This is a genomic window from Xanthovirga aplysinae, from assembly GCF_009711365.1.
GTDB classification, from domain to species: Bacteria; Bacteroidota; Bacteroidia; order Cytophagales; family Cyclobacteriaceae; genus Xanthovirga; species Xanthovirga aplysinae.
The window spans coordinates 1-17,048 of record NZ_SMMB01001270.1 but is presented as its reverse complement, the minus strand read 5'-3'; the positions used below and the strand labels follow the sequence as shown (position 1 = coordinate 17,048).

Sequence of the window (17,048 nt, the reverse complement as noted above, 5' to 3'; positions counted from 1 at the left end):
GTATGCAAATGAAAATAGAAATGAAAATAGGATGAAACTGAAGAAAAGCTTTTTCATAATACTGGAATTTATAGAACAGAAGTATCCTTAAAAATGGATTGTAACACTGGACTTTTAGGTAATAAAGTTCATAGGTTAAATATGTATCTAATTAAATAGCACCTTTATAAAAATAAATCTTTAGTTTATTCCCTTGCCAAATTATGTGCCAGAAGAAAAACTACTTTTTTGTTCCAAAAATAGAGGTTTTTGTGAGGGTTTTGTTCGTTTCCAGACATTCGTGTGCGCTGACGGACGTTCTATATACAAAAAGATCATTTCCAAATTTTTGATAAGTATGTTCAGTCTAGGATAGTGGATATTAAGAAATTAAAAAAGGAAATATCAAACCTGCTAGATGTAAAAGATTATTCAAGTTATGGAAGGTTGAATTAATATTATCTAAATAAATACCAATTGAAATTTCTGAAGGAAAACTATTGAAAAATTTAATTTCTGATCTATTCCTTTAATTCTTCACTTTTATATAAATTCCTGTTTTTTAAGAATTATTAGTTTGTAATTAACTATTCCGGAATTTATGAGATTCTACTTTTTTATTTTTTTGTTTTTACTTCCTTTAATAGGGGTTCATGCTCAAAACTCCTCACCACTGGCAGTCTCTCACTTTTTTTCTGTAAACAGGGCACGTTTTGAACCAGCTGCACTTGGGACTGATTTTAATAAGTTTCAAATAGGTATTGTGGGAGGAAATTTATGGGGAGGGAATTCCACTTTTAAAAGGAGTGAAATTGAGCCTGTTATTAAGGGAGATAAGAAAACTGGAGAGTTAGCAAGCAATGTTAAACCTGAAAATCGTGGGGGCTTTATGGCAGTAGTTGAGCCATTGAATATTGGATTCAAGGTCACCAAAAAAACGAATATTCCTCATCATAATTTTGAGCGTAAAGTATGGTGTCCTGGACAAACCTATGGAAAGGAAATACTTACTTTAAGTTTTGGAGTTGCGGAAAGAGCACAAGGAAGTGGGGCAGTTTCAGGAAATATCGTGCAAGCCTACTACAATAGGACTTTAAGAGATCTTTCAAATTTGGCTGACCAATATGCAAGATTAGATGGTGTATATAGCAGAGAGTGGACTTTAGGAGCTGCTGGCCCTATAGAGCTGAAAAATCCACGAGGTTTTTGGAATGATGTTTATATGCGATGGGGGCTACGTGTAAAGTACTTACAAGGAATTGCAGCTTTTTCCACTAATGATGGTGAAGGGAAGGTGTCATTGGAAAATCAGGGGAATTTGATTCTTGCCAATTATGGATTTAACTTTTATACCACGAATTTTAAGGGTTTTAGTCCTCTGGAATCTAAGGGAAGTGGTTTAGCATTAGATGCGGGAATTACCCTTAATTATCAACAGAACTGGTTTGCAAGTTTAAATTTTCTAGATTTTGGAAGGTTAAAATTTGTTAAGGATGTCATTAATTACCAGGATCAAGGCACTCTGGATCCCACCAATGTGGATGATTTCAATTTGCAGGAGATTATTAAGGCATCTAGGGGCAATTTGGATGAAGAAGATTCTTTTTCTATGCCTTATCCTAGCCGTGTTCGGGTCCAAGGAGGATTTCGCCTGCCTGCATATGATGGATTTGGGCGTTTATATTCCCGTCATATGATTTACCTTACAATAGTTAATCACTTGACAAAAATTAGTGTCAACATTAAATCTCCATATTTAGGAGCTTCTTATGTCTTTAATTGGAATAACATTCTGGAACTGGGTACTAGTGCAGAGATCTCTAGCTTTAGTGGTTTTAAACCAGGAGCATTGTTCGCCGCAAGGGCAGGTTTTTTTAGATTGGGAATAGCAACTTCTAACATTCTCCCATTTTTAGAAGGAGATGGTTATGAAGGGGATTTAGCTTTTCAATTGACTTGTTCTTTTTGATTTATTAAATGCCTAACCCCAAAAGGTTATTGGACCCTTTGGGGAAACAAGTAAATTTATACTTGGGTCACAGTCTGTTTCTTTCCTCCTGATTGCCTGCCTTTCTTTTCCTATTGTTTTTTACTGACTCTTTTCCAAATTTATAGTTGAAGCTTAAACGAAGGTAGCGTGTATCAAATTGATTTCTGTATTCTGCTTTCATTTGCTCTAGGTTAATATCTACTTCAGCCACATTTCCCTTAAAAATATCGCTTAAATTTAATGCTAGACTACCTCGATCGTTGAATAGGCTTTTTTTAACTCCCAAACTCACATCAAAAGTATTCCCTACTTTATAGATAAAAGATCTTTGAGGGGAATTGTACCAGGAACTTAATTCTATTTTAATTCCATTTGATATACTGAAGGTGTTCGTAGAGGAAAGGTTTGCACTTAATTGATGATTAGATATATACTGGTTCAAATAAGTGAAATTTTCTTTTACTGCGTACAGGTTTAACGAATTATTTATGCTCCACCAGGAAGTGAAGGTGATGGGGATGTAAAAATTCATACCATAGCGTTTAGAAGGAGGTAGGTTGATGTAGGAATAATACAGGTATTCGTCCTGGGGTTCCTGGAATGCCATATCTGTGGCATCATTCAAGTTGTATTGGTAATAAGCCGAAATAGTATAGGTCTGATCAAGGGTATATCCTAGTTCTAAATTATGGACAGTCGATGGTTGTAAATATGGATTCCCTTCGGCATAAGTATAAGGGTTTTTGTAATATCTAAAGGGGTTCAAACTCCGGTAGGATGGCCTTCTTATTCTTTTGTTATAGGAGAGCTTCCATTGCTGTCGATCGGTATCTTTGTACAGTAGAAAAACAGATGGGAAAAAACTTAGGTAATTATTTTGGTTGGTACTATCTAGAGAACCCTGAGAATTCTGCTCAATTTGGGTGTACTCTCCTCTTAATCCTAATTTAACATCAAATTTTTCCTTAATAGAAGAATTTATTCCTGTATATAAGGCACTAATAGTTTCTTGATAATGAAACAGATTGGATTTGGTTGGGTCTTTAGCAAGGGCTCCATTGAGGTTGTCTTTAAATTCAGCATCACTTTTTACCTTTACTCTACTAATTTTTGCTCCACTTTCTAAAGAAAGATTTTTAATGGGGAGATTGTAATCTATCTTAGCGGATTGAATGGTGAAATCCTGATCAGATAAAGACTCTGAAAGAAAATGTTTCATACCATTTCCAGTGGATTCTAATTTGCTTTCTTTCTGAAAATCATAAATTTCTTGCAGGGAATTGGATTGATAGGTGGTATAGTCCAGGTCTGTACTTAAGGAATGGCCTTCTGTGCTAAAATCTCGTCTATAATTTAAATTTAGGGAATAGAGCTGCCTTTTAGAGTCCGTGTTACTGGGGTTTTCAAATAAATTATCTTCCTGGTTGTCAAAAGTCGTGATGGAAGAAATATCTCCTTTGCCTTTTCTTGAGGAACTTTCTGCCATTAAACCAATCACATTTTTGTTATTCAGTTTATAATCTAGGCCCCCCTTAAAATTATGCGTTAAATTCCTGTATTTATAATGATCTGCAATATAGGTGGTGGCATCATAAATGGTGGTTGTACCATCATTTACTCCCGTAAAGCCACTAGATTTTCCACCATATTGACCGTAAATGTTGATTTTCTGATCTTGATAATAGAAGTTGATTCCTCCATTGTATCCAAATAGGGAAGCTTGCTCCAAGCCAGAACGTAGGCTTCCCACTAAACCAAAGGCTGGTGTACTTTTGGTTTTTATATTGATCAAACCGGCTGCTCCTTCTGCATCGTATTTTGCTGGAGGAGCTGTAATGACCTCAATACTGGAAATGTCATCTGCAGAAAGCCCTTCTATATAGGCTTTTAATTCATCTCCGGAAAGCTGCACAATACGATCATTGATCATTACTCTGGCTCCTTTCTTGCCGCTAATGGCCACTTCCCCATTTTGATCGGTCATAACTCCAGGGGCCTTTCGGAGGGCTTCCCATCCTGAACTTCCAGCAGTTGAAGGAGAATTCTCCACGTTGAATACTATTCGGTCTGCTTTTCTCTCAATTAGATTTTTTTGTCCTTTCACAACTACGGTTTCCAGGTTTTTTTTGTCTTCCTCCAAAATTATTTCTTTCTGGAGACTTATATTTTGTTTGATGGTAAAAGGCTTTTGGAAGGTGGTATAGCCAATAAAGGACACTTTCATTATATAATTGCCAGAGGCTGCATTTAATTGGAATTTTCCTTCTGAATCACTTATTGTTCCTGTGACCAAAGAAGAATCGGAAGCTTGCAGTAGGCTGACATTGGTCCATTCCAAGGCATTGCTATCTTTATCCACTACCTTCCCTGAAATGATATGTTGAGCATTGGTAGTTGATAATAAGGAGAAAAAGAAGACAAATGTAAAAAAATAAAAGTTTCGCATTTTAAAAATGTTGAGATTTAAAAATTTCTTCTGATCAGGATACCAGCTTACCTTTTAAAGGTTACAGGAAGTAGTTTATTTTTTGAGCTAAAAAAATGAAGCTCTTTTAAAAAGAAGGTTTGGGGCAAGGTTATGGAATTAGAGTAAGAATAGGTAATTTTTAGAAAAATGGAATAGTTTTATGGTATCGTTCTGATATCCTTGTGAGTGTAGGTAGTTGGTTAACTCAAGAAATGGGAAAGGTAATCATGCATTATGGATAATCTTAAACGTCGAATAAAAAAGTACCCGTCAACAAAAGTATTTGTGGCTGACGGGTACATTATATGGTTAACCGTTTTAACTTTTGGCTTTTAAAAATAAAAAGATTTACTCATACCGAATTGCCTTTACCGGGTTCTCAGTGGCAGCTTTTATGGCACGAAAGCTCATTGTAAATCAGGTAATCACAACTGCAACTAACCCTGTCAACACAAAAAAATCCGGAGTAATGGAGGTTTTGAATTGAAAGTCTTATCCCCAATTCTTAAAGGAAAAGGTCCAAATATTTCATCAATCCGTAATGGTTCCCCAACTTTCTCGTAAGCTTTTTTTAACGGAGGAATAAAACCAATGGAGGCGGTCCTTCTTACGGTTGTTATAATATTTCCTTGGTATCCATGGGATACTCCTTAGATACATTTCAGTTTTGTATGGTATATGGTCATAACTCATTTCATCCTGAATTCAGAAAAAAGGAGTAAACAACAAGCTATACCAATAGTTAATACCAACAAATTCTTAAGGGTGGAGAATCTTTGGTTGATTAAGTTTCGGAGGGCTACTTTTAGATATTTTCGGATTAATGGAATGAATTAAATTTTCTACCAACAAAAATAAGTCTTCTCCGTAAATCAATAAATATGTAATTTAGAATTGGTATTTTTGTAGCGTTTGAATCATATTCTATAAACAATATTTAAGAAATTAGACAAATTTGTGTGCTATTGGGCAATTTTTGAATTGAAACATACCGTTAAATGAAAATATATTTGTTTTACCTTAATATTAAATAATTATGAGAAGAAGGAATTTACTTTTGGTGTTTCTACTTTTTTTTCTTAGCCAAACAGTTTTTGCAAAATCTTCTTTTTTTGCTGATTTAAATACCACAAATAAAGGAAAATATGAAGTTCAAAAGGATTCTCTTTCCTTAGAAGCTATACCTTATTCGTTAGAATGGGTTAATAAGGGAAAGAGTGCTAAAGTTTTATCTGAAAATTCGTTCTCCCTAACTACTTCAGGAGGAACAGACTTGTATAATTTCGCAGGAGGAGGACCGGGTAAAACTAATGCCCCAATTTTAGCTTTTCCTGCAGATGAAAGTTTTGTATTAACCAGCAAAGTACAAGTAGGGTTTGGAAAGCCTTTTGATGGGGGAAGTTTGGTGATGTATGAAGACTCCTTGCACTATACCAAATTAATGTTTGAAAAAGGACATGATGGGAAGTTGGTCATCTCAACTGGTGTAACCAAAACATTTACAGACGATCATATTAGTAATGAAATAAAGGCCCAGGAGATCTTTCTTAGAATTGCTAAGGCCGGAGATCTTAATATATTTTATTATTCCTTAGATGGAAAGGACTGGAAATTATTAAGAATTTTCAGATTTCATAATAATGGGAATCTAAAGTTGGGGTTCTCAGTCCAATCTCCAGATGGGGAAAATTGTACAGCTGTTTTTTCGGAAATTAATTACTCTCCACAGCCATTTAAGGATTTTTGGACTGGAAATTAAAAAGCAAAACCCTCCAAGAATTCTAACTTCTAGGAGGGTTAATCAATTACTCATACCGGATGGAGTTTACTGGATCATCTTTGGCAGCTTTGAAGGCATGGTAGCTCATGGCTATCCAAGCAACAAAAAATGAAAGAATGCCTGCCAAAATAAATACTTCTACCCCAATGCTTGTTCTGTACTGAAAATTTTCCAACCATTTGTTCATTACCCACCAGCCTAGAGGACAGGCCAACACAAAGGCAATGATTAACAACCTACCGAAACTTTTAGAAAGTAGGAGAATAATTTCACCCACGGTAGCTCCTAACACCTTCCTTACGCCAATTTCCTTCTTTCGTTGTTCAGCCGTAAAAGCCGCTAAACCGAAAAGTCCCAGGCAGGCAATGGAAATGGCAAGTACTGAAAAGAATGTAAATATTTGTCCCATTTTTTCCTCCCTTTCATATTCATTTGCAAAATCTGCATCTAAAAAGGAATAAATAAATTCTTTTCCAGGGACCATTTGCTGCCATTTTTCTTGTAAGAGTTGGATGGCCTCTTGGGTATGTTGGCTATCAATACGGAAAGTTATGAGGTATTGGTCTCTCCCCAAATAGAGGATAAGGGGTTCAATTTTATTTTTGAGTGTTTTGTAATTAAAGTCTTGGATGACTCCAATTATGGTGTTGCTGATGTCCCCTTCGGGGGTTTTTGAGTTAATCTTTCGTCCTATAGGATCCTCATAGCCTAACAATTTCGCTGCTGCTTCATTGATGACCACTGTTGAAGAATCTGAAGGTAATTCGGAAGAGAAAAAGCGACCATTAACCATTTCCATTTCCATGGTTTTTTGAAAATCATTATCTACCCACCAACGGTACATAAAATGAGAGTTCTCTTCAGTTTGAGGTCCCTCCGGCCAAAAAATGGAATTGTTATTATTGGAAATGCTACTCACGGGGGAATAGCTAGTAATTGTAGCCGATTTGAATAAAGGTTGACGTAGCACTTCCTTTTTGAAGCTTTCTATTTTTTTGTCCAGATAATAGCTGTTATGGAGAACTAAAAGTCCTTCTTTATTGTATCCCGTGTCCGTATTTCTTAAGTAAAATAATTGCTTATAAACCGTTGCTGTGCCAATAATGAAAAAAATGGAAGCCGCAAATTGCAAAGTTACCAATAGGTTTCTCAGGTTTCCTCCTTTTCCGCCTTTGGTTTGCAACCCCTTCAGTGCTTGAATTGGTCCAGTTCCTGATAAATAAATAGCGGGGTAGCCACCGGAAAGGAGTCCAACCACTAATACAATGATACTAATAAAAATTAAAAGGGGAATATTAGTCCCATAGTCAATAAAAATGGATTTTCCCGACCAAAAGTTGAAAATGGGGAGCATACTATCTAAAATAATGAGGGCAAGAAATAATGCGATTAAGGTGAGAAGGATAGATTCACATAAGAATTGAACCACCATTTGAGGCCGATGTGCACCTAAAGTTTTCCTTAAGCCTACCTCTTTAGAACGCTCCACGGAACGGGCGGTAGCCAGGTTCATATAATTGATACAGGCAATTAATAAAATGATAAAAGCAATGGTGGAAAGTAGGTAAACGTAGTTAATATTTCCATGGGTTGAGGTATCGTATTTAACCTTTGAACGCAGATGGATATTTTTCAACGGTTGAAGGTTAAAAGAAAAATTGTCGTCAAATTCTGCAATACTCTCGGGGGAGCCGATTACATTGCTTACTTGTGGGCCAACGTATTTTTCTACTAATTCTTTAAACTTGTTTTCAACTGTTATTGGGTTTGTCCCTTCCCTTAGCAAGGCATAAGTGTAAAAGTTGTTTTCACCCACCCAATTGTTCCATTCACTCCATTTTACACTGTTAAGGGAAAGAAAAACATTAGCTCTAAAGTGAGAATTTTCAGGCATATCTTTCATTATTCCATTTATAATAAAGTCCCCCCTTCTTTCAATTGTCACCGTTTTGCCTATTGGGTCTTCTTTTCCAAAGATTTTTTTTGCGGTACTTACATCTATAATTACACTGTGAGGCTGAGTTAATGCATGATAGGGGTTTCCCTTTTCAAAGGGAATCGTGAAAATATTGAATAAGGTGGAGTCTGCAAATATTCCTTTGATTTCACTAAATGTTGTTTTTCCGTAGGTAATATTGTAATAATCAGTCCAGGCAGTCAAACGGGCAGTTTCTTCAACTCCTGGAAGTTCATTTTTTAAAGTAGTGGCTAATGGGGCTGGGGTGATAGCCATGTGTTCTTTATCTCCATTTAATTTTAATTTAGTGGTAATACGGTAGATCCGGTCATATTTAGTGTTATAGCGGTCATAGTTCAATTCATCCTTCACCCATAGAAATATTAAAAAACAGCAAGCCATGCCTATGGCCAGACCAGTGATATTGATAAAAGTGTAGAATTTATGCTTTAATATATTTCTAAAAGCAATTTTAATGTAATTTTCTAACATGGTCTAAAAAATGAAGGTTTCAAAATTTAGAATTCTAAATCATTCCAAAAGGGACTAAAAAAAAATGGGTGAATGAACTTTGCTTTTTTTGAAAAAATATTCTTATAGCCTAAAAAATAAAGGTCATAACTTGTGGGTTTATAAACTTCATACCTTCTTAAGAATATATGATATATCATTCAATTTAAAGGGGTAAAGTCAGGTTTGAAATTGACCCATTTTCATTTTTGGCAATAAATATACTATGTTTTCAAGATTTTATTGACTTTTTGCTGTGGTTTAAACATCAAAGACGTTTGTTTTCAGTCAAAAGTATTGGCTGGAGGATAGAATTCGGTTTAGGAGAAGCAGTTCTCCAAAAGACTCTTTTCTAAAAAAATGGGGTTGTACCTACTGACTATTGAATAAATTATTTTTGAGGGAGGGGAAGGGAAAATATTTATTGAGCTCTGAAATAGGTTTTCAATTATGAGGACCACAATGGTTTTATTTCTATTGAGTTGGACTGTTTTGATCTTCCATCATTTTTATCATTTTTGCATTAACTTCATACATATCGGCTCTTCTGTCTTTTAAATTCATTACTGCCCCATGTTCGTGTAGTTCCAGCAGTAAATCCAAATCAACATCAGCCACCAGAATCATCTCCGTATTGGCGGTGGCCTGAGCTTTTACCCCATTGGAAGGAAAAGCAAAGTCACAAGGAGTAAATACCACCGATTGGGCATATTGAATGTCCATATTTTCTACTTTAGGTAAATTGCCTACACTTCCTGCCAGGGCTACATAACATTCATTTTCTATGGCTCTGGCCCGGGCACAATATCTTACCCTTGAGTAAGCATTTTGAGTATCAGTCAGGAAAGGTACAAATAGAATGTTCATTCCTTGTTCTGCAAGAATTCGTGAAAGTTCAGGAAATTCGACATCATAACAAATCAATATCCCTATTGGACCACAATCGGTTTGAAAGACTTTGAGTTGTTGACCACCTTCTAGTCCCCAAAATTTTCTTTCATCAGGGGTAGTATGGAGCTTTTCGTAGCTGTCATAAGTGCCATTCCTTCGGCATAAAAATCCTATGTTCTTGAGTTGGTTATCTTTCAAATAAGGCATGCTTCCAGCTACGATGTTGACATTGTAGGTAATGGCAAGTTTTAAGAAACGATCTCTTACCTCTTCGGTATATTCAGCCAATTTTCGAATGGCCTCAGCCTCTGACAGGTAATTATATTTGGCCATTAAGGGAGCGTGAAAATATTCCGGAAATAGAGCAAAATCACTTTTGTAACTGGCCACGGCATCGATAAAAAATTCTACTTGCTCAAATAGATCGTCAATTCCTTGATAATGACGCATTTGCCATTGGATTAGACCTAAGCGAACAATCGATTTACTGCTGGATATCGTATCTGTTTCTTTCTCGTAATAGATGTTATTCCATTGAAGCAAAACCCCATATTCTTTGGATTCTCTGTCACCAGGAAGGTAGTTTTTTAGGATTTTCTTCACATAAAAGTCATTGGCCAGTTGAAAGGTTAGGGTGGGGTCATAGAATTCCTTGGTTTTGACCTTTTGTATGTATTCCTGAGGGGTAATGTCCAAATGTTTGTGGTAATTAGGGATACGTCCGCCAAATACTATGGCACTTAAATTTAGGCGCTCACACAGTTCTTTTCTGGCATCATATAATCTTCTACCCAATCGCATACCTCTAAAATCAGGTTTGATGAATACTTCAATTCCGTATAAGACATCTCCCCTTGGATTATGAGTCTTAAAGGTGTAGTTTCCAGTAATTTGTTGGTAGGTGTGGGAGTCACCGAAATTTTTGTATCTGACTATCAGGGATAGGGCACAACCTACAACTTTTTCATCTACAGCAATGGCAATTTGTCCTTCCGGAAAAATCTGGATAAGCTTTTGAATTTCTATGCGCTCCCAGGAAACTCCTGGCCAATATTTATAGGCTTCTTCCATTGACTCCTTTAATTCCTGATAATCTTTAATATTTAGTAAGCGGAGTTCAATTTTTCCAATTTCTTCCATAGGTTCAGAGATTTTGCAGAGGTGGCTAGGAGAGGTGAGGAGTTGTTTTTTTGGACAGAAGAGGAGATTGGTAAGGCCTTGCCTGTGAATTGCTAATGTTGCTGTATTAAAGTTATCACTTTTAACAAGCCTTTCCTATTGGGAGGGGGAAATAAACACTTCTCTAGACTAATAAATTTAAGGCTTTTTATTTAATAGATATGAGGTTTGTGTTTCCTTTTGTTTTTAGAAAATGGAATTGATTTTCCCATCTGTAAAATGGAGCAATTATACCCTTCAAAAACTATTGTGAGAAATTTTTTCCTCGAAAATAGAAACTTTATTCATATAGGTGGAAAGAATTAAGGTGTTTTTAAGTCATTGCCAGAATAACAAAGACTACCAGGATCCTAAAAATCCAGGTAGTCTTTGTCAAAAGAACTTCCATGTAGTACTTCTTTACCAAAAAGGATGAAAAGGTCCCATAGGACTCCCGAAGGCGGTGTGGAAAATTATCTTTTTCTGATGAAAGAAGGTTAAGTTTCCCAAAAAAATAAATGCAATTTTGTTCGTCTTGTTTTTTCCTATTTTCAGTATGAAGAAAAAAGGGTATTGTTTATGAAAAGTAGTGGAATTTTATGTGTAGTTTTTTCGCTTTACAGCTGACCTCTACTTTATTCATTCACTTTTTATATTTGCCCTTAATTCACTATTACGTTTATTCATTGTTTAGACTTTCTATTATCATGGATGAAAAGAAATTTACCCCTGTTCTTATGCAATCTTCATCAACATCAAAGTTTGGGGTATGCGGCATTGAAATTATACCTTTCTCATAATTGGCCCCACCCAAAAAGAAATAAACTCCTGGAACCTGGTTTTGAAAATATGCAAAATCGTCCCCAAATCCATAAGGTACTTCACCATATAGTGGGATTACACTCTGTTTACCATAAATATTGGTAATACTATTTAAGGCTTTTGCTGCTAAATTTTTATCATTTAAAACCACATCCTTTTCCCAAGAATACTCAACAGAAATTAAATCTTTTGAATATTTTGATTCATTTATATTTTGCTTCAATGATTTTATTAGCGAATCCAATTGTTTTCCATTACTTGATTGAATAATTGTACTAATAACTACTTCATTATTTGTTTGCTTGATGCTGAAATCTTCATTTACGGTTAGGTAATTTTTAAATATGGTATTGGGATTTCCTATTCCAACATTTGAGTCTGTTAGATTTCCAGGATCCCAAAATTTGCTTTCAGGTTTTATATTTTGAAAGCTTGATATAAGTTTTTTAGTATAATCAATTAAGGAATCTGTAGAATGTGAATTTTTAAAGGATACTTTTATTGCATTATAATGAGCAAATACCTCTTCACCTTTAGTAGCAATTGTTCCTGCAGGAAAAGGGACAATATGTAAACCATAGATTTCCTCAGGATCAATCATATCAAATAAACCATCATTAATCATGGCTTTTGCTCCCTCATAGTTTTCCTCAGAAGGCTGAAAAAGAAAATATACCGTACCATCAATATTTTCTTTTTGGCTTGTCAATATATTAGCAATGCCAAGTCCAATTGTGGTATGTATATCGTGTCCACAAATATGCCGAACTCCTTTATTTTTAGATTTAAAATCGACAACATCAGGAAAGTCGGATGCAAGGGCATCAATATCCGCTCGCCAGGCTATTCGTTTACCTGCTTTGTGTCCATTTAAGATGCCAACTACTCCATATCCTCCAATATTAGTTTTTACCTCCAACCCCAGGGATAATAAATACTCTTCTATTTTCTTTGAAGTCCTTTTTTCTTGTTCCGACAATTCTGGATAAGTATGTAAATCCCTTCGAATTTGGATAAGGTTGTCAAAAATTTCATCAGTTCGCTTTTGTACATTTTTATGGATTGAAGTCTCAACCTCTGGGTTTTGCCCAAAGACAATTAATCCAAAAAAAAGTAGGTAAACAGTTAAAATTGATTTCAGTATTCTCTTGAAATTTAATTTTCTCATAAATGTATTCATAAAAAAATGCCTTTTGTCTTAAAAAGATGATTACAAATTTTAATATTGATTAATCAATTAGGTGAAATAAAAATAGATTTGTTGTTAGGAAAGGTTCTTTCTTGTCTTGTTAAAATAGGCTAATATTGAGTTTAAGATGATTCCAATTGTTACCATAATTATACTATATCCACTACTTGGTTCATAGTCAACAATTGCCATAAGAGGAGTGCTAAAGGCAATTGGAAAGTAAATTACCCAAAACAGTCCAAATCCTAACCCTGAAAGCAACCAAATATTGGGTAAAACCCTTTTGTTAATTCCTATAGGGAATTTAAGTTTAATCCATCGTTTAAGTCTGAAAAACAGAACTAACAGAATCAAAAGAGCAATAAAAGGAATACTCTGCATCAAATAAAAATTAGTTTTTGAATACTCAGTTCTTTCTTTTTCGGCTAGAATTCTTGAAATGGCAAAAGCCATATTATTTACAGTAGATTCATTGTTTATATTCGACATTATAATAATTCCAACACCCAATTTTGGAATAATTTGCATGGAAGAACTGAAACTTTGAGTTTGCCCACCGTGAATATACATTTCATACCCTTTCCAATTTCTTATTACATACCAGCCCATTCCGTAACTGAAATTCTTTTCTGTTCCTGGTTTAAAAAGTTGATCAGTGATGTTTTGGTCAAAAATTGAGTTTTGCATGGAATTTTTTGAATTAATTAAGCTTCTCAAATAATGACCCATATCCTCTGTTGTAGTTGAAATAAAACCAGAAGGAACTTCATAGTTTTGGAAATTTATTGATTTTGGAAGAAAAGGGTAATACAACAAGTATTGATAACTTGGAATAAGTCCGTTTTGTACTGTTTCATTATAGGTTGCAAATGTTTTACTCATGTTGAGGGGACTAAGAACTTCTTCTTTTAAAAATTCAGCATATTTTCGCTTGGAGACTTTTTCAATAATTAATCCAAGTAATTGATAATTTAAGTTTGAGTATTCAAATTTTCCGATGCTACCATTCTGAGGAGAAATTTGTTTTAATAATTGTTGAAATTCTTCGATGCTACCGGGTTTAGACATCCCTAATTTTTTGGGGATTCCCGAAGTTTGATTCAAAAGGTCTTTTACAGTTACTCTGTCGGATTGTCCAGGTTTCTCATATTTAAACCATGATAAATAATTTTTTACAGGATTATTAATGTCAAGTAATCCCTTTTGTTGAAGGATCAGAATGCCAAGTGCAGTAAAAGATTTGCTATTAGAACCTATTAAATACAAATCATCAATTTCTCCATTCCCAAAATTATTAAGGTATATGGTTCCCTCCGAATTTGTAATCCCAACGACTACATTAGGAATACTATAGGCTTTACGTTCTGTTTCTACGAATTCTGTTATTTCATCAAACATATCCTGGGTAAACTGAGACTTTGCTTTTTCAACACATAATAATGTGATGATTAATATTGTTATTATTCTAAATTTCATAGTCTAATTGATTTTTTGAATTTTTTCTAATTATTAAAATGAGGCCCTAAGTCTAAAAATTTCCCCTGTCTCTTTTCAATCCAAATGTATTGTAAACAGATATTACATTTTAAAATAGTTTGTAGTAAAAAAATAGCTAATATATTATAAAGGTTTATGTTCTGATTACCGTCAAATTCTTTGAACTTTTATCTTCTGAAAATTTTCTCATTCACCAGAGGAATAAAGTGATTTTTCTGATGTGGATAATTTTAGGCAACGGTTAATGTATAATCTTCTCTGAAGATGGAGGAAAGGTAGAGATGCAAATTTTTGGACCTCCACTTAAGGACCGTTAATCCCATAGATCAGGTGATAAAATAAAAGATCAAAAAGCAAATGAAATATAATTTCCTGTTACTCATAACGAATAGCATTCACTGGGTCTTCCGTAGCCGCCTTTATAGCGTGAAAGCTCATCGTAATCCAGGCTACTATAAAAGACAGAGAGGCAGCCAGCAGAAAAACTCCCAATCCTAGGGTGGTGCGATATTCGAAACCTTTTAGCCAATCGTTCATTATCCACCAGGAAACAGGGCAAGCAATGAGGAAAGCGATAATGATCAAACGGGCAAAATCTTTTGAAAGCAGTAAAACAATAGCCCTGATGGAAGAACCTAGTACCTTTCTAATACCAATTTCTTTTCGGCGTTGTTCTGCTGTAAAAGCGGCTAAGCCAAAAAGACCAAGACAGGCCACAAAAATAGCAAGGCTGGAGAAGGTGGCCATAACCTTACCCATTTTTTGCTCTTGCTTGTACATTTCGTTGAAACGGTCCTCTAAAAAGGAGTAGGAATAGGGTTCTCCAGGCGCCATTTTTTCCCATTGAGTTTCCAAATGTGCAAGGGCTTCCTTTACCTTGGAACCATCTATACGAAAAGTAGTTAGCCAGGTTTGATCGCCTAAGGCCAAGGATGCAGGGCGGATGGTGCTTCTTAAGGATTCATAATTAAAATCCTTTACCACTCCAATAACCGTATATTCTTTTCGGAACTGCTTGACCACTTTACCCAAAGGGGATTCCAGGGCCAGCTTTTTGACTGCCGCCTCATTCAGGACAATGGCAGAGGAATCTGAAGGAAAATCCGCAGAAAAAAAACGTCCCTCTTTCATTTGCATTTCCAGGGTTTTGAGGTAATCGTAATCCACCTGCCAATAAGTAGCATCAATGGATCTCATTTTTCTTCCTTTTACAGCAATTGACGAACTCCACCTAGCAGCGAAATCCACAGGGAGGAAACCTGAAACGGTTCCGCTTTTGAATTCCGGATATTTTAATAATTCCTGTTTAAAGGTTTCTGTTTGCTTTCCTAAAGCATGGGTTCCCTCTACGATTAATAGTTCTTCTCTGTTAAAACCCACATCTTTATTTTGGACAAAAGAAAGCTGGCGGTACACTACTAATGTCCCTACAATCAGAAAAATAGAAACCGCAAATTGTACCACCACCAAAAGATTACGCAGTTTAGTTCCCTTCATCCCGCTAGTAATTCTCCCTTTCAGGACTTTGGCTGCCTGAAACCTTGAAAGAAAGAAAGCCGGATAGAAGCCGGAAAGTATTGCCAGGGCAAAAAGTCCGGTTCCAAGACCGGCTATTAACGGCCAGTTATCCCAATAATGAGAGGTAATAGATTTTTCGGATAAACGGTTAAAGGCAGGAAGCAATATTTCCACTAATCCCAATGCCATAAAAGCTGAAACAATAGTTAACAAAAAGGATTCTGTCATAAACTGTTTGATCAATTGATAACGGTAAGCACCTAAAACTTTTCGAACCCCTACTTCTTTGGCGCGATCCGCTGAACGGGCGGTTGCCAGGTTCATGTAATTGATACAGGCAATGATCAGGATAAACAAAGCTATTGTGGAGAAAATATAGATATAGGTAATGCTTCCATTTGGTCTGATTTCCGCTTCCAAGTCAGAATGTAAGTGGATATCTTTAACGGCCTGCATATGTAAACCCCATTTTTGCTGTACTTCTTCCCATTCCATTCCCATTCTGTTCAGAAAATCAACGGCAGCATAGGTTTTCAATACCTGAGGAAATTTGGCTTCGAGCGTACTGGGGTTTGCTTGCTCTTTTAATAAAAGGTAAACATGAACATTTGAAGCCACCCAATCTTTTTCACCCCATGGATATTTCCAAAAGTTTTCCAGTGAACAAAAGACGCTGAATTTAAAATGGGAGTTTTCTGGAATATCCTGAAACACTCCGGTGACCTTGTAGGTATCTTCCTTGTTTTTAACTACTAGTTTTCCAATGGGGGCTTTATCTCCGAAAAGCCGTTTGGCAGTACTTTCATCAATTACCATAGAATTGGGTTCAGCCAAAGCGGTTTTCGGGTCACCTTTTAGCATGGGAATAGTAAACAGCCGGAAAAGAGAAGGCTCCGAATAACCTACACTTTGTATTCTAAAGTTATTTTGTCCAAAACTTAGTATATTATCTTCTGAATTATAAATTCGGGCGCTTTCTTCCACCTCAGGAAAAACTTCTTTGAAGGTTTCTGCTATTTTCCCTGAACTTACCGCCAGTTTTCGGTCTGCTCCTGTCAGGCCATAATCTGTAGTGACGCGATAAAGCCTGTCAATATTAGTATGATGACGATCATAACTTAATTCATCCTGTACCCAAAACCAGATCAGCAGACAGGAAGCAAGCCCTACTGCTAATCCCAGGACATTAATAAAGGAATAAAATTTTTGTTTGATCAGATTTCGGAATGCAATTTTGAGGTGGTTTTTAAACATTTCACTTAAAATGATAAGTGATGTTACGATCCAAAA

Annotated in this window: 8 protein-coding genes; 2 read left to right on the top strand and 6 right to left on the bottom strand. The window is 35.6% G+C overall.

Annotation, left to right across the window (positions count from 1 at the left end; genetic code table 11):
• Positions 1-580 precede the first annotated feature (580 nt).
• Positions 581-1,948 carry a DUF5723 family protein gene (locus tag E1171_RS20415; protein ID WP_155207920.1) on the top strand — a complete coding sequence of 456 codons (1,368 nt, stop codon included), beginning with the start codon at positions 581-583 and terminating at the stop codon, positions 1,946-1,948.
• Positions 1,949-2,015: 67 nt separating this feature from the next.
• On the opposite strand, the gene E1171_RS20410 is transcribed toward E1171_RS20415, so the two are convergent.
• Entirely contained in the window at positions 2,016-4,415 is a 2,400-nt protein-coding gene (locus E1171_RS20410) for a TonB-dependent receptor domain-containing protein (protein ID WP_155207919.1), read from the bottom strand.
• A gap of 1,057 nt (positions 4,416-5,472) precedes the next feature.
• Here E1171_RS20410 and E1171_RS20405 point away from each other — a divergent pair.
• Positions 5,473-6,195: a DUF1349 domain-containing protein gene (locus E1171_RS20405; RefSeq protein WP_155207918.1), complete on the top strand. Its 723-nt coding sequence runs from the start codon at positions 5,473-5,475 to the stop codon at positions 6,193-6,195.
• 46 nt (positions 6,196-6,241) lie between these two features.
• Here the strand turns inward: E1171_RS20405 and E1171_RS20400 are convergent, their stop codons facing one another.
• The 5 genes from E1171_RS20400 to E1171_RS20380 form a co-directional block, all read right to left on the bottom strand.
• Positions 6,242-8,665, bottom strand: a complete 2,424-nt coding sequence (locus E1171_RS20400) for an ABC transporter permease (RefSeq protein ID WP_155207917.1) — start codon at positions 8,663-8,665, stop codon at positions 6,242-6,244.
• A 492-nt stretch (positions 8,666-9,157) separates the two neighbouring features.
• The gene (locus E1171_RS20395) at positions 9,158-10,714 is read right to left on the bottom strand and encodes a carbon-nitrogen hydrolase family protein (RefSeq protein WP_155207916.1); all 1,557 of its coding nucleotides are present in this window, start codon (positions 10,712-10,714) and stop codon (positions 9,158-9,160) included.
• 697 nt (positions 10,715-11,411) lie between these two features.
• A complete protein-coding gene (locus E1171_RS20390; protein WP_222931557.1) occupies positions 11,412-12,734 on the bottom strand; it encodes a M20 metallopeptidase family protein in 1,323 nt (440 codons plus the stop codon).
• Between the two features lie 84 nt (positions 12,735-12,818).
• Entirely contained in the window at positions 12,819-14,219 is a 1,401-nt protein-coding gene (locus E1171_RS20385; protein ID WP_155207915.1) for a serine hydrolase domain-containing protein, read from the bottom strand.
• Between the two features lie 396 nt (positions 14,220-14,615).
• Positions 14,616-17,048, bottom strand: a 2,433-nt coding sequence (locus E1171_RS20380) for an ABC transporter permease (RefSeq protein WP_222931556.1), incomplete at its 5' end; no start/stop codon positions are given.

Coding starts and splice junctions, on each gene's coding strand:
- E1171_RS20385 (WP_155207915.1), bottom strand. CDS start 14,219: ATGAAATTTAGAATAATAACAATATTAATCATCACATTATTATGTGTT.
- E1171_RS20390 (WP_222931557.1), bottom strand. CDS start 12,734: ATGAATACATTTATGAGAAAATTAAATTTCAAGAGAATACTGAAATCA.
- E1171_RS20410 (WP_155207919.1), bottom strand. CDS start 4,415: ATGCGAAACTTTTATTTTTTTACATTTGTCTTCTTTTTCTCCTTATTA.
- E1171_RS20415 (WP_155207920.1), top strand. CDS start 581: ATGAGATTCTACTTTTTTATTTTTTTGTTTTTACTTCCTTTAATAGGG.
- E1171_RS20405 (WP_155207918.1), top strand. CDS start 5,473: ATGAGAAGAAGGAATTTACTTTTGGTGTTTCTACTTTTTTTTCTTAGC.
- E1171_RS20395 (WP_155207916.1), bottom strand. CDS start 10,714: ATGGAAGAAATTGGAAAAATTGAACTCCGCTTACTAAATATTAAAGAT.
- E1171_RS20400 (WP_155207917.1), bottom strand. CDS start 8,665: ATGTTAGAAAATTACATTAAAATTGCTTTTAGAAATATATTAAAGCAT.